The following is a 14145-nucleotide window of genomic DNA, read 5'->3' as shown; positions in this document are numbered from 1 at the left end:
CCTACACAAGATGATATTTTTATAACTTTGGTTGCACTAATTATTTATAAATATGTACAAAACTTTACAACCGGTTCTAAAGCAAGAACTGGAGCAAATAGAAAAAGACGGTTTATTTAAACGTGAACGTATTATTGTAACCCCTCAGGGAGCGGATATTAAGATCAGCACTGGTCAGGAGGTGATCAACTTTTGTGCAAATAATTATTTGGGACTATCGTCTCATCCGGCTGTTATTGATGCGGCGAAGAAAGCAATAGATAAATATGGCTACGGAATGTCTTCGGTACGTTTTATTTGTGGTACTCAGGATGTGCATAAAGAATTGGAAGAAAAGCTTTCTAAATTTTTAGGTACAGAAGATACAATTCTATATGCGGCTGCATTTGATGCAAACGGTGGTGTTTTTGAACCATTATTTAATGATCAGGATGCAATTATTTCGGATGAATTGAACCATGCATCTATTATTGATGGCGTACGTTTGTGTAAAGCAAAGCGTTTTAGGTATAAAAATGCGGATATGGCAGATTTGGAACAGCAATTAATCGCTGCTAAGGATTCCAGACATCGTATTATTGTTACTGATGGTGCTTTCTCTATGGACGGTGTGGTAGCTCCGTTAGACAAGATTTGTGATTTAGCAGATAAATATGAAGCACTTGTGATGATTGATGAGTCGCATTGTACTGGTTTTATGGGTAAAACCGGTCGTGGTACTCATGAGCATTTCAATGTGATGGATAGGGTAGATATAATTACAGGTACTTTGGGTAAAGCTCTAGGTGGTGCATCAGGGGGTTTTACATCTGGTAAAAAAGAAATCATTGATATGTTGCGTCAAAGATCTCGTCCGTATTTATTCTCGAACACACTTGCTCCTGCAATTACAGGCGCATCTGTAGCAGTTTTGGATCTTTTAAGTGAAACTACTGATTTAAGAGATAAATTGGAGAGCAACACGGTTTACTTCCGTAAAAAAATGACTGAAGCTGGTTTCGACATTAAAGAAGGTGTACACCCGATTGTTCCGGTGATGCTTTATGATGCTAAACTCGCGCAGGAGTTTGCTGCTAAAATGCTTGAAGAAGGTATTTACGTGATTGGTTTCTATTATCCGGTCGTAGGACAAGGTAAAGCAAGAATCCGTGTGCAATTGTCGGCTGCTCACGATCAACAACATTTAGATAAAGCTATTGCTGCATTTACTAAAGTAGGTAAAGCGTTAGGCGTAATATAAAATTAAGCGGCTGAGTCCATTTTCTTTATGGAGTGATACTGCATGATGATTTTTGGACTCAGCCATTATAAATATATTATATAATTAGCTGTATATTTGTCGCCATGTTACAAGAGAAGATAACACAATATACAGCCGAAATAAATGCTTTTTCAACTGATAAGGCAGATGAATTAGAACAATTCCGTATAAAATTCCTTGGTACTAAAGGAATTATCAAAGATATTTTTGATGAATTTAAGGCCGTTTCACCAGAAGAGAAAAGAACTCTGGGGAAGGTTTTAAATGAATTTAAACAACTGGCAGAAGCTAAATATCAAACACTGAAAGATCAGGGTGGGGTAGAAGAAGTTTCAACAGATGCCGGTATAGATTTAACTTTGCCTGGTGAAGGGTTTGAAATTGGAGCCCGCCATCCATTAGCATTGGTTAGACGAGAAATCATTGAGATTTTTAATAAACTTGGTTTTATTGTAGCAGAAGGTCCTGAAATTGAGGATGATTGGCACAATTTCTCCGCTTTGAACTTCCCGGAAGAACATCCGGCAAGAGATATGCAGGATACTTTTTTTATTAGAAAAGGAGGTGAAAATGGTGATATCGCTTTGCGTACCCATACTTCATCTGTTCAAGTAAGGATGATGGAGGCTGGTAAGCCGCCATTCAGAGCAATTATGCCAGGTCGCGTTTATCGTAACGAAGCTATTTCTGCAAGAGCACATTGCTTTTTCCATCAGGTAGAGGGTTTGTATATTGATGAGAATGTTTCATTTGCTGATTTAAAGCAAACATTGTTCTATTTTGTTCAGGAGCTTTATGGGGAGGGTACAAAAGTTCGTTTCCGCCCATCTTATTTCCCTTTTACAGAGCCATCTGCCGAAATGGATATTTCTTGCACAATTTGTAAAGGCGCAGGCTGCCAGATGTGTAAGCATAGTGGTTGGGTTGAGATTTTAGGATGCGGTATGGTTGATCCTAACGTTTTGGAAAATTGTAATATTGACAGTAAGAAATATAGCGGATTTGCATTTGGAATGGGTATTGAGCGTATTGCTAACCTGAAATTCGAAATCAAGGATTTACGTTTATTCTCTGAAAACGATGCTCGCTTTTTAAAGCAATATAAAACATCATTGATATAATGATTAAAAAATTAGCTGGGTTATTTTTGTTGGCGGTCACTTTTTTAAGTTGTGGAAAGGAAAGTGAAATGATTCCTAATGTTTTTGTGGAATATAATGTGACCGTTCAGGAATTTAATATTAAAGCTAAGAATCGTGTATTGTTGGTGAGTAACCAAGGTGTTAAGGGCTTGATGATAGTTGCAGTTGGTAGTGGTTATAGGGCGTTCGATAGAGCGAGCTCAGTAAACCCTCAAAATGGAGGCTGTGCTGTTGTACCGGATTCAACCGGAATTACTGCTACTGATCCTTGTACAGGAGCTAAGTTTTTACTGTTGGATGGGACTCCGCAAAAGGCGCCGGCTGTACGTAATTTAAAGTCTTATAGTACATCACTTCGTGGTGGGCAAACTATAAATGTAAGTAATTAATGGAACCAGAGAAAATAAAGGAAAGTATAATCAGATCTGCTAAAGAACTGTTCAGAAAGTACGGCTATCATAAAACAAGTGTTAATGAAATTGCCAGAAAAGCCAGAATAGCTAAGGCTACGATATACAAGTATTTTGAAAGCAAGGAGCAGATTCTTGATGCTATTCTAATGAATTATCTGGATTTAAACCTTCATGAGATTCTAAAAAATAAAGCTCAGTTTGCAGATGAAGAAGAGCACCTTAAAGCACTTGTAATGAAAACCTGTAGGCTTACATATACGGTTTGTAATGAGTTTATTGGTTGGGATTTTGTTAGAGAAAATGCCAACTCACAAGACTTTTTAAAGCATTTGTCTGATCAGTTGGAGTCTTTATTGCTTTCTGCTTATTTGGAGCTTGACCATTTTAAAAATAATCCATCGCGTAAAGAGGGACTTGCATTTCTATTAAAAGCCAGCAAGAGCATTGTATTCTCATTCGCATTTACTTCTGTTAGTGATTCTGATGTTCGTAAGAACTTCGTTAGTTTTCAGAAAGAACTTCTTCCCTTCCTGGTAAAGGCCGCATTGTAGGTTTCTTTACAAAACCTTAACTTATACCGTATTGGTATTTGGTATAAAAACATCTATATTTGACTGTATACGTCAATATATTATGAGTAAAGAGGTTTTAGAGATTTCTGTATTGGTTGATGAGAAGTTTGATATGAGCTTTAACCTGGTTGAAGGCATTTTTGGTTTAATCCTTAAAGTTTTTGGTAAGTAGAGTTTGATATTGCATTTTCTTCTCTTTGAAAGGTGTTTGATTACCTGATGGAGATCAGTATGTCTGAAATTTTATCTAATTTTGCGGCAAATGAGTAGAAATAGAAAAGCCGGAACAGTAACCATCATCCCCAATTTAAGTATTATTGATATTGCCGAGGAAGGCAAGGGTGTTGGTAAAGCAGATGAATTGGTAATATTTGTGGATAAAGCCGTACCGGGTGATGTGGTTGATGTTCGCATAGTAAAGAAAAAGAAAAACTTTGCTGAAGCAGTAATTGAAAGCTTAAATGAAGCTTCTGATTTAAGGGTTGATCCTTTTTGTCAGCACTTTGGTACCTGTGGTGGTTGCAAATGGCAGCACATGGGCTATGATGCTCAATTGAAATTTAAACATAAAAATGTGGAGGCTGCTTTACAGCGTCTCGCAAAGATTGATACTTCTGCAATGGAGCCAATTTTAGGTTCTGCAGAAAATAAATACTATCGCAATAAGCTTGAATACACGTTTTCTAATAAACGCTGGTTAAATAAGCAAGATATGGCGGACAGAGCAGAGGATTCAGAGGGGCCAAATGAGGACCTGGAAATGAATGCCCTTGGTTTTCACGTTCCACTTAGGTTCGATAAAATTTTAGATATACAGCATTGTTATTTACAAGCAGAGCCTTCTAATACATTAAGAAATAGTGTTAGAGCGTATGCTTTAGAAAACGGACTATCTTTTTACGATTTGCGAAATCATGAAGGTAATTTAAGAAACCTGATTATACGTACTTCTTCTACTGGTGAAGTGATGGTGGTTGTGGTTTTTGCCTATACAGAACAAGAACAGGTAGACGGCTTAATGGAATATCTGAAAGTAAATTTCCCTGAAATCACTTCATTACTTTATATATTAAATCAAAAGAAGAACGATACTATTTTTGATCAGGATGTAATTACTTACGCGGGTAGGGATTATATTTTTGAGGAAATGGACGGTCTAAAATTTAAAATTGGTGCGAAATCTTTTTATCAAACCAATTCAGATCAGGCTCATGAGTTGTATAAAATCACTAAGGAATTTGCCGGTTTCTCTGGTGATGAGCTGGTTTATGATTTATACACCGGTGCAGGTACTATTGCGAATTTTGTTGCGGGAAGTGTGAAGCAGGTTGTTGGAATTGAATATGTGCCTACAGCTATTGAGGATGCTAAGTTTAATTCGGAGCTTAATAAAATAGAGAATACGATTTTCTATGCCGGTGATATGAAGGACATTCTGACAAGAGATTTTATTGCTGATCACGGTAAACCTGATGTGGTTATAACAGATCCACCAAGGGCTGGAATGCACGCAGACGTAGTTGAAAGATTACTTGAGATGGAAGCTGAGAAAATTGTTTATGTGAGTTGCAATGCAGCTACACAGGCAAGGGATTTGGCTTTGTTAAAAGAGAAATATGAAGTAGTTCGTATTAAGCCGGTTGATATGTTCCCACATACTCAGCATGTTGAGAATGTTGTGCTGTTGAAATTTGTTGGTAGCAAACCGGAAGATAATTTAGAGAATAATTAAAAAATGGATATAGAAGAATTATTACCACAGGAACCGGAAGGCGGAAAACCAGAACAGAAAAAGCAAAGCCCTTTGGTAAGCCTTGAAAAGGATTTGGATTTATATGCTGATTCTATTAAAGAGGTTGCAGTAGATATAATGGTGGAAGGAATAACCGCCAATCCTATTTTTATAGCTCACCAGTACGTTGTAAATATTGGAGAGGTAATTCTGGATAGAAAAGAACTAAATACCGAATGGACTATACAAGTTTCTACTTTTGAAGAGTTTGTAGAGAAAGGTATCATCCAGCCGGATAAAAAGGCATTGTTTCTTAAAAGCTACAAAAAACCTGCAGACTTTATGTGCGTTTTTGTAATCGTACCCGAAGGGGCGAACTTTATTTATTATCCTTATAAAAAGTAAAGGCGAACTAAAATAAAAATTCCTGCCAGACATCCGTTTGGCAGGAATAACTAAAAACTAAACTAAACTTTATTTTAATCGGTTAACATCCCCGCTTTTGCTGGAGTTGTTTTTTACTGATGCATTTCCTTTGTAGTTTATATCACTACCTCCACTGGCACTTGCTTCTAATGCTTTATTAACATGAATATTTGCATCAGACCCACCACTTGAACTTACTTTTGCGTAGTCAACTACAAAATTAAGTGCGTTTACATCACTGCCACCACTTGTAGAAACTTCCATATTTGTAGCACTCCCTTTTATATCAACATCAGAGCCGCCACTTGTTTGTATTTCGACATCTTTAGCGACTACATCTAATTTCAAATCTGAACCTCCGGATGCACTCAGTGATAGCCTATCCGTTTTCAGCGTGTTTTGAGTATATACATCACTACCACCACTCGCTGACAAAGCAGTAAGTGTTTTGTAGTTTACGTAAACTTTGATAGATTGATTTTTAAATAATCGACCCCAGTTAACACCGTCTTTGTATTTGATTCTTAGATTATTTCCTTCTTTCTCAATAATCACATTTTTAATGAGATCGGGGTGAGCATTGATACGAATATTCTCGGAATTACTTTGAGTAAGATATAAGTCTATTCCACTTGAAACTGAAACTTCATTAAAATTTTTGATTGCAATATCTTTATCCTGTTGTGCCCTTAGTGATGTTACAGCGGCTGAAAAGATTAGAAGTGTTAGTGCTGATTTAAGTATGGATGATGTTTTCATATTAGGTTTTTGATTGATGGTTTATTAATTAGACGCAACAAGGGGCTAAACGTTGCACGATTTGTAAACTTTTTTTAAAGGGATATAAAAATATTTTAATCTAAGTTTGAATATGAACCTTAAAATGGTTCTTTTTGTAATATAAACAATGCGATACCAGATGGGAGAATCTCAATTACTTATTCTTGATAAAAAACAGATACAGCAAAAGATCAACAGAATTGCATACCAGATTTTGGAAGATAATTTAAATGAGAAAGAAATTGTACTGGCCGGAATATGGGACCGTGGCTATAAATTAGCCTTGCGTTTAAAAAAGGTATTGACAAAAATTTCTGATCTTAAAATTACAATGCTTAGGATTGATCTTGATAGATTGAATAGCAAACTGGTTGCCAATACAGATTTAGATGAGTCGCATTGGAAGAATAAGGTAATCATACTTGTCGATGATGTATTGAATAGTGGTAAGACTTTGGCTTATGGCCTTGGTGTTTTCCTGAATACTCCACACAAAAAGATTAGGACAGTGGTACTAGTTGATAGAAGTCATAAAATTTTCCCGATAGCAACAGATTTTGTTGGTTTACAGTTGGCTACTGTTTTAAAAGAACATGTTGATGTGGTAATGGATGTTGAAGGAGAAGAGGATAGGGTCTATTTAAGTTAACCGTTTGCATTTAAAGCTAATTTTTCTCATTTTAGAGGGATGTACCAGTCCCAAAAAAGCCCTATAGTTTTTAAGTTCTTTTCCTGGTATGTTGCTTATATCATAAAGAAGGACTTTTCTTCGTACAATTTTAATAAACTTCAGATTAAAGATGATGAGGCTATACTTTTATTAGCCAATCATTTTAGCTGGTGGGATGGCTTTTTGATGTTTTATTTAAATAAAAAGCTATTTAAGAAACAGTTCCATGTTCTGGTTACAAAGGAGGACTATAAGAAATTATGGTTTTTAAAATATTTAGGAGCTTTTGCTGCTGAGACAAACGGAAAAGATGTGGTTCAAACATTAGCATACGCCGGTGGTTTACTGGATAATCCTGATAATTTGGTTCTTATTTTTCCGCAAGGAAAGTTGTATACAAGCTATATCGCAAGTATTAGCTTCGAGAAGGGAGTGATGCAGGTTGTGAATGCATCTAAAAAGAAGTTTCAAACTATATTTTCAGCCAATCTTACAGATTATTTTAGTGAGCGGAAACCGGAAGCCAGGAGTTACTTAGCTAGCTGGGAGGCTGAAGAATATGTTAGTTTACAACTGTTGAAAAGTGAGTACAATAAGCATTACGGAGCTGCTGTTAAAAGTCAGGGAAAGGCTTTATGATCATTTTTATTTACGCTGTTCTTGTGTTCCTTGTATTACGGTTTTCAGTAACATTGTTTAATTTCTTGTCCAATCCAAAACTCGGATATTACGGAAAACACTTTACTGATAAGGTTTCGATTATAATTTCTTTATCTGATGCAAATGATGATCCTTCTGCTTTGGTAACTTCAATTGAAGCACAGGATTATTCGAATGTGGAGATCATCGTTAAAAAATACACTGAAACCTCACGAAAGGCTGTTGCGGAATCAACAGGTAGCTATATTTTGTTTTTGGATGGTAATACCATTATTAGTAAAGGGCTAATAAATAATCTTATTTATCGGGTTAAGGTGTTTGATTTGGATCTGCTCAGTATAATTCCCAATCGAAAACTTAATGGTTTGTTAAGTCGTTTGGTTTATCCTTTAGGAGACTTTGTTTTATTAAATCTTTTACCATTAAGATTGGTGAGGTTAAGTACTCAACAAATATTTGCCGCTACTAATACAGCATGCATGTTCTTTAAGGCCAATAGTTATAAAAAGAATAATTGGTATGAACAGGTGGATGAAAAGGATTTAGATGGTATTGGAATTACCGGGTTAATGAAACAGATGAAGTTTAAAACTGAAGTTTTATTAGGTAATACGTTCGTTTACTTTAACGAGAGGATGAACCTTGATAAGGTCTCGTCGCAATTGCTGTTGGCATTTGGAAGCAATATATTAGCAGTATTGATTTACCTACTATTGGTTATTGGCGGGCCTGTAGTTGTACTGCTTAATTTTGAGCCTGTACTTTTGGTTTTACCTGTAGGTTTGATTTTTTTAAGCAGGGTAATGATTTCGTTTCTTACTGCACAAAATCCATTTGTTAGTGTTTTACTTCATCCGATTCAAATGGTAATGCTTTTGGTGTTGTTATTAAAGGGGCTTTGGATTAAGGTATTGACATCTGGTAAACATAAGTTGTAAGGATATGAAACTCTTTTTGTGTAATTTTGTACATTAATTAGTGTCAAGAAAAAGATGGAATACGATTTAACCGTTACTATAGATAAGGCTTCGGGTTTTTGCTTTGGGGTAGTTTATGCTATTGATATGGCTGAAGATATTTTAGATCATGAAGATTACTTGTATTGCCTTGGTGATATTGTGCATAACGATGAGGAGGTAAAGCGATTAACCGATAAAGGTTTAAGGATTATTGATCATGAACAATTGCAGGGCTTAAAGAGAGAGAAGGTTCTAATCAGAGCTCACGGAGAGGCTCCATCTACTTATCAGCTTGCATTAGAAAATGAATTGACATTAATTGATGCTTCGTGTCCGGTGGTTTTAAAGCTACAGAACAGGATTAAAAATTCACATGATGATGATGAGCAAATCCTGATCTTCGGCAAACATGGTCATGCTGAGGTAGTAGGGTTACAAGGCCAAACCGATGGTAAAGCAATTGTTTTTCAGGATTTAGCGGAGTTGGATAATGTTGATTTGCCTTCTAAATTCACTCTGTATAGTCAAACAACTAAGAGTACAGACAAATTTTATCAGATAAAGGATGAACTTATCAATAGGGGATATGATGTTAAAGCAAATGATACCATTTGCCGACAAGTATCCAACCGTTATGGTGACCTTGAAAAATTTGTGGTGAATTATGATAAAATCTTATTCGTTTCAGGTAAGAAATCCTCTAATGGGAAAGTATTGTATGATGTTTGCAAAAAATATAACGACAATTCATATTTCATTTCAAACATTGAAGAAATAGATTTCAACTGGTTTTCTGCTAAAGATAAGATTGGAATCTGCGGTGCTACATCTACGCCAATGTGGTTAATGGAAGAGGTTAAAAGCTTTCTGCTTAATCATTAAAAAGTAATTATTGTTTTTACGGGAGAACATAAAAGGATAATAAGTTAATTTCGCGCCATATTATGGGAAAAAAGGGCATTTTATTAGTGAATTTAGGAACTCCGGATAGCCCGGAAGTTAAAGACGTACGCAAATATCTTGATCAGTTTTTGATGGATGAACGTGTAATTGATATCAATGCTTTTAACCGCACATTATTGGTTAAAGGTGTAATTGTTCCTTTTCGTAGCCCTAAAACATCGAAATTATATAAAGAGATCTGGGATGAAAACGGATCTCCGCTATTGTACTATAGTAAAATACAAGCTGCATTAGTTCAAGAGAAATTGGGTGATGAATATCACGTTGAACTAGCTATGAGGTATCAGAATCCTTCAATTGAGTCTGCTTTAGACAAAATGAAAGCTGGTTTGGTTGAAAGCATAAAAGTTATTCCTTTATTTCCTCAGTACGCCTCAGCCAGTAGTGGTTCGGTAATACAAAACGTAATGGAAATTGTAAGTAAATGGACCACCATACCACCGGTTTCGTTTGTGAGCTCTTTTCACAATAATGAATTAATGTTAGAGGTTTTCGCTGAAAATGCGAAAAAGTATCAACCTGAAACTTATGATCATGTATTGTTTAGCTTTCATGGACTTCCTGAACGTCAGCTGTTAAAATGTGACCATACCGGTAGCTATTGTTTGAAAAAGGACAATTGCTGTGATACTTTAAACGATACCAATAAGTTTTGCTACTCTGCACAAGGACATGATACTGCAAAATTGATTGCAGCAAAATTGAATATTGCGAGAGAAGATTATACCGTTTGCTTCCAATCTCGTTTGGGCAAAGAGCCATGGGTACAACCATACACCACAGATGTGTTAAAGAAATTAGCCGCTGAAGGTAAAAAACGTTTACTTGTATTTAGTCCTGCATTTGTTGCTGATTGCCTGGAAACGCTTTATGAAATTACTGTTGAATATCATGAAGAATTTAAGGCTTTAGGTGGCGAGCATGTTCAACTGGTTGAAAGCTTAAATGACAATCCAAAGTTTATTGATGCACTTGTGGAATTAGCGGTAAGCTAGAAATTCTGAGCTATGTATTTTATGATCTGATCTGTTGATCCTGTTTTCGTATTTACGTAATTCTTAGCAATTTCTCCGGCTGTTTTATTTTCTGTGAAATTTTCAAAAGCGTTGAATAGTTCGTCTGCTGTACTAATACTGCTAGCTGCGCCTATTGAAATCAGATCTTTTGCCTCTTGGAATTTATCATATTTAGGGCCGAAGATTACGGGTATTCCAAATGCTGCAGCCTCTAAAGTATTGTGGATACCAACGCCGAAGCCTCCACCTATATAAGCAATCTTTCCATATTGATAAACAGAGGATAATATGCCAATGTTATCTATGATCAAGATTTGAGTTTCTGGAGATTGAGCGGATAATTCAGAATAGCGGATTGCCGTCGGAACAAGCTTTACAATCTCATCAATATGTGCCTTGTCTATTTCATGAGGAGCAATTATAAATTTCCAGTCAGGTCTTTTGTTTATAAGTAATGTTAGCAAACGTTCGTCAGCAAGCCAGGTACTTCCGGCAATAAGCGTACGATTGTTGCTGCAGAACTTCCTGATGAGTTCAAATTCTTTTGGTGATTTGGCATTCTCCGCTACACGGTCGAATCTGGTATCACCACTTATGCTTACATTTTTAATATTAATTTGACTAAGGAGTTGTTTGCTCTCTTCGTTCTGAACAAAAAAATAGTTTACAAAACTTAGGATTTTGCGATTGAAAGAACCATACCATTTAAAGAAAATTTGATCTGATCTGAAAATACTTGATATAATGTAAAGTGGAATTCCCGATTTATGAAGGGTTTCGAAATAGTGATACCAATATTCATATTTAGTGAATACAGCTATTTCCGGATTTATTGCTGCAATTAGTTTTTTTGCATTGCTAGCTGTATCGAGTGGTAAATAAAATACTCCATCAGCCAAAGCATAATCTTTTCTGATTTCATACCCAGATGGGGAAAAAAAGGTAATAACAATTCGCTTTTCGGGGTACTGATTTCTAATCTTTTCTAGCAAAGGCCGGCCTTGTTCAAATTCTCCAAGAGAGGCAAAGTGAAACCAAATGTTTGATTTAGTGGTATCTACCTTTTTTTGTATATTTTCGAAAATATTCTTTCTGCCTTGAACAAAGAATTTGGCTTTATTATTGAACAGGGAGAATATGTTAACAATTAAACCATAAAGTTGAATCGCTATATTATAAAGCAAAAGCATTTTGTGTTTATTTCTTATCTTAGCCGAAGATACTTCAATAAAATTAAAACCAAATTAATATATGAAAATAGCCGTAATAGGAACAGGTTATGTAGGTTTAGTTACCGGAACTTGTTTAGCTGAAACTGGTAACGACGTTATTTGTGTCGACGTTAATGAAGCCAAAGTGCTCAAAATGCAGAATGGTGAGATTCCTATTTATGAACCCGGGTTAGATATTTTGTTTCATAGAAATATTGCACAGGGAAGGTTGGTGTTTACTACTGATCTGGCAGTGGCGATTAAAGACGCTCAAATTATTTTTATGGCTTTGCCAACGCCTCCGGGTGGTGATGGTGCTGCAGATTTATCGTATATTTTAGGTGCTGCAAAGGATATTTCTAAGCTGGTAACGGAGTATAAAGTGATTATCAATAAGTCGACAGTTCCCGTCGGAACTGCAGATAAAGTTCAGGCAGTATTTACAGAAAATACTTCTGTTGAGATTGATGTGGTTTCAAACCCTGAGTTTTTGCGTGAAGGTGTTGCTGTGGATGATTTTATGAAGCCTGATAGGGTAGTTATTGGTACACGTAGCGAAAGAGCAAAAAAACTGCTTTTGGAACTGTACGGTCCATACGTTAGACAAGGAAATCCAATTCTATTTATGGATGAGCGTTCATCTGAATTAACAAAATATGCTGCTAATTCATTCCTGGCTACTAAAATCACCTTTATGAACGAGGTAGCGAATCTATGCGAAATTGTAGGGGCTGATGTTGATGCAGTGCGTAAAGGTATCGGTTCAGATGATAGGATCGGTAAACGATTTTTGTTCCCGGGTATCGGTTATGGTGGCAGTTGCTTCCCTAAAGATGTACAGGCATTAGCTAAAGCTGCTGATGAACACAATTATGATTTTCAGATTCTTAGAGCTGTAATGAATGTGAATGAAAGACAGAAAGTTGTTTTGGTTGATAAACTTTTAAAATATTATAAAAATGATTTAAAAGGGAAGCACTTTGCATTATGGGGCTTGGCTTTTAAACCTGAAACTGATGATATCCGTGAAGCACCGGCTTTATACATTATTAATGAGCTACTAAAACATGGTGCAACTGTTGCTGCTTTCGATCCCGAAGGTATTAATAACGTAAAAGCAGTGGTTGGCGATAAAATCCAGTACTCAACTAATCAGTATGAAGCTTTAGAGGGTGCGGATGCATTACTGATTGCAACTGAATGGTCTGTTTTCAGAAATCCGGATTTTGAGAGGATGGAACAGACATTAACGAATAAGGTTATTTTTGATGGACGTAATTTATATGATCTTGACAAAATGATCGATTTAGGATATTATTATAACAGTATAGGCCGTAAGCTAATAAATTAATGGGACGCAAAAGAATTTTAATTACCGGAGCTGCCGGTTTTCTAGGATCGCATTTATGCGATAGGTTTATAAAAGAAGGCTACTATGTTATTGGCATGGATAACCTGATAACCGGAGATCTGAAAAATATAGAGCATTTATTTGGATTGGAAAGTTTTGAGTTTGCACACCATGATGTTTCAAAATTTGTTCATGTATCCGGTAAATTGGATTATATACTTCATTTCGCATCACCTGCTAGTCCAATCGACTATCTTAAAATACCTATTCAGACTTTAAAGGTTGGTTCTTTGGGAACACATAATTTGTTGGGATTGGCGAAAAACAAAAATGCCAGAATGCTAATCGCATCTACGTCAGAAGTTTATGGTGATCCAAGTGTGAATCCACAGCCAGAGGAATACTGGGGTAATGTAAACCCGGTAGGGCCAAGAGGTGTTTATGATGAAGCTAAGCGCTTTCAGGAAGCAATGACAATGGCTTACCATACTTTTCATGGAGTGGAAACACGAATAGTGAGAATATTTAATACCTATGGGCCTAGAATGCGATTAAATGATGGACGTGTTTTACCTGCTTTTATTGGTCAGGCATTAAGAGGCGAGGACTTAACCGTATTTGGTGATGGATCTCAAACCAGATCTTTCTGCTATGTTGATGACCTTATAGAAGGTATCTATAGATTGTTATTAAGCGATTATGCTATGCCGGTTAATATCGGGAATCCAGATGAAATTACAATTAAGCAGTTTGGAGAAGAGATTATTAAATTAACGGGCACTTCGCAAAAACTAGTTTTAAAAGACTTGCCTGTTGATGATCCGAAGCAACGTCGTCCAGATATTACAAAAGCGAGAGAAATTTTAGGTTGGGAACCAAAAGTAAGTCGCGCAGAAGGATTAAAGATTACTTACGAATACTTTAAATCATTACCGAAAGAAGCGTTAATAGATAAAGAACATAAAGATTTTACAACATATAACCGTTAA

16 protein-coding genes are annotated in these 14145 nt (G+C 36.1%); 14 read left to right on the top strand and 2 right to left on the bottom strand.

The window, feature by feature from the left end:
* The first annotated feature begins 52 nt into the window (after positions 1 to 52).
* The 7 genes from kbl (at position 53) to J1905_RS22005 (ending at position 5525) form a co-directional block, all read left to right on the top strand.
* A complete protein-coding gene (gene kbl, locus J1905_RS22035) occupies positions 53 to 1240 on the top strand; it encodes a glycine C-acetyltransferase (protein ID WP_214229371.1) in 1188 nt (395 codons plus the stop codon).
* Between the two features lie 104 nt (positions 1241 to 1344).
* Complete coding sequence (gene pheS / locus J1905_RS22030) at positions 1345 to 2382, top strand: phenylalanine--tRNA ligase subunit alpha (protein WP_214229370.1); 1038 nt, start codon at positions 1345 to 1347, stop codon at positions 2380 to 2382.
* Entirely contained in the window at positions 2382 to 2792 is a 411-nt protein-coding gene (locus tag J1905_RS22025) for a Rieske (2Fe-2S) protein (protein WP_173093739.1), read from the top strand. The genes pheS and J1905_RS22025 overlap by 1 nt, the downstream gene beginning before the upstream one ends.
* Positions 2792 to 3367, top strand: a complete 576-nt coding sequence (locus tag J1905_RS22020; protein ID WP_048903726.1) for a TetR/AcrR family transcriptional regulator — start codon at positions 2792 to 2794, stop codon at positions 3365 to 3367. Before J1905_RS22025 ends, J1905_RS22020 begins: the two co-directional genes overlap by 1 nt.
* An 82-nt stretch (positions 3368 to 3449) precedes the next feature.
* Positions 3450 to 3560, top strand: a complete 111-nt coding sequence (locus J1905_RS22015; protein WP_214229369.1) for a phenylalanyl-tRNA synthetase subunit alpha — start codon at positions 3450 to 3452, stop codon at positions 3558 to 3560.
* Between the two features lie 90 nt (positions 3561 to 3650).
* Entirely contained in the window at positions 3651 to 5120 is a 1470-nt protein-coding gene (rlmD, locus tag J1905_RS22010; RefSeq protein WP_214229368.1) for a 23S rRNA (uracil(1939)-C(5))-methyltransferase RlmD, read from the top strand.
* Positions 5121 to 5123: 3 nt separating this feature from the next.
* Positions 5124 to 5525: a hypothetical protein gene (locus tag J1905_RS22005; protein ID WP_214229367.1), complete on the top strand. Its 402-nt coding sequence runs from the start codon at positions 5124 to 5126 to the stop codon at positions 5523 to 5525.
* Positions 5526 to 5594: 69 nt separating this feature from the next.
* Here J1905_RS22005 and J1905_RS22000 read toward each other — a convergent pair whose 3' ends face one another.
* Positions 5595 to 6305, bottom strand: a complete 711-nt coding sequence (locus tag J1905_RS22000; protein ID WP_214229366.1) for a head GIN domain-containing protein — start codon at positions 6303 to 6305, stop codon at positions 5595 to 5597.
* Between the two features lie 160 nt (positions 6306 to 6465).
* Between J1905_RS22000 and J1905_RS21995 the strand changes: the two genes are divergently transcribed.
* From J1905_RS21995 to hemH, 5 genes are all read left to right on the top strand, one after another.
* A complete protein-coding gene (locus J1905_RS21995; protein WP_214229365.1) occupies positions 6466 to 6975 on the top strand; it encodes a phosphoribosyltransferase family protein in 510 nt (169 codons plus the stop codon).
* 39 nt (positions 6976 to 7014) lie between these two features.
* Positions 7015 to 7635, top strand: coding sequence for a 1-acyl-sn-glycerol-3-phosphate acyltransferase (locus J1905_RS21990; RefSeq protein WP_214229364.1), 621 nt, complete (start codon positions 7015 to 7017; stop codon positions 7633 to 7635).
* Entirely contained in the window at positions 7632 to 8594 is a 963-nt protein-coding gene (locus J1905_RS21985) for a glycosyltransferase family 2 protein (protein WP_214229363.1), read from the top strand. Before J1905_RS21990 ends, J1905_RS21985 begins: the two co-directional genes overlap by 4 nt.
* Positions 8595 to 8648: 54 nt before the next feature.
* A complete protein-coding gene (locus J1905_RS21980) occupies positions 8649 to 9497 on the top strand; it encodes a 4-hydroxy-3-methylbut-2-enyl diphosphate reductase (RefSeq protein ID WP_214229362.1) in 849 nt (282 codons plus the stop codon).
* Positions 9498 to 9559: 62 nt separating this feature from the next.
* A complete protein-coding gene (hemH, locus tag J1905_RS21975; RefSeq protein WP_214229361.1) occupies positions 9560 to 10573 on the top strand; it encodes a ferrochelatase in 1014 nt (337 codons plus the stop codon).
* Here the strand turns inward: hemH and J1905_RS21970 are convergent.
* A complete protein-coding gene (locus tag J1905_RS21970; RefSeq protein WP_214229360.1) occupies positions 10570 to 11784 on the bottom strand; it encodes a 3-deoxy-D-manno-octulosonic acid transferase in 1215 nt (404 codons plus the stop codon). The two genes, hemH and J1905_RS21970, sit on opposite strands and share 4 nt — an antisense overlap.
* A gap of 61 nt (positions 11785 to 11845) precedes the next feature.
* Here J1905_RS21970 and J1905_RS21965 point away from each other — a divergent pair, with 61 nt between their 5' ends.
* Complete coding sequence (locus J1905_RS21965; protein ID WP_214229359.1) at positions 11846 to 13156, top strand: UDP-glucose dehydrogenase family protein; 1311 nt, start codon at positions 11846 to 11848, stop codon at positions 13154 to 13156.
* Positions 13156 to 14145, top strand: a complete 990-nt coding sequence (locus J1905_RS21960; protein WP_214229358.1) for a UDP-glucuronic acid decarboxylase family protein — start codon at positions 13156 to 13158, stop codon at positions 14143 to 14145. The genes J1905_RS21965 and J1905_RS21960 overlap by 1 nt, the downstream gene beginning before the upstream one ends.

The organism is Pedobacter sp. B4-66 (assembly GCF_018492665.1).
GTDB lineage: Bacteria > Bacteroidota > Bacteroidia > Sphingobacteriales > Sphingobacteriaceae > Pedobacter.
This window is presented reverse-complemented; position numbering and strand designations above follow the sequence as displayed.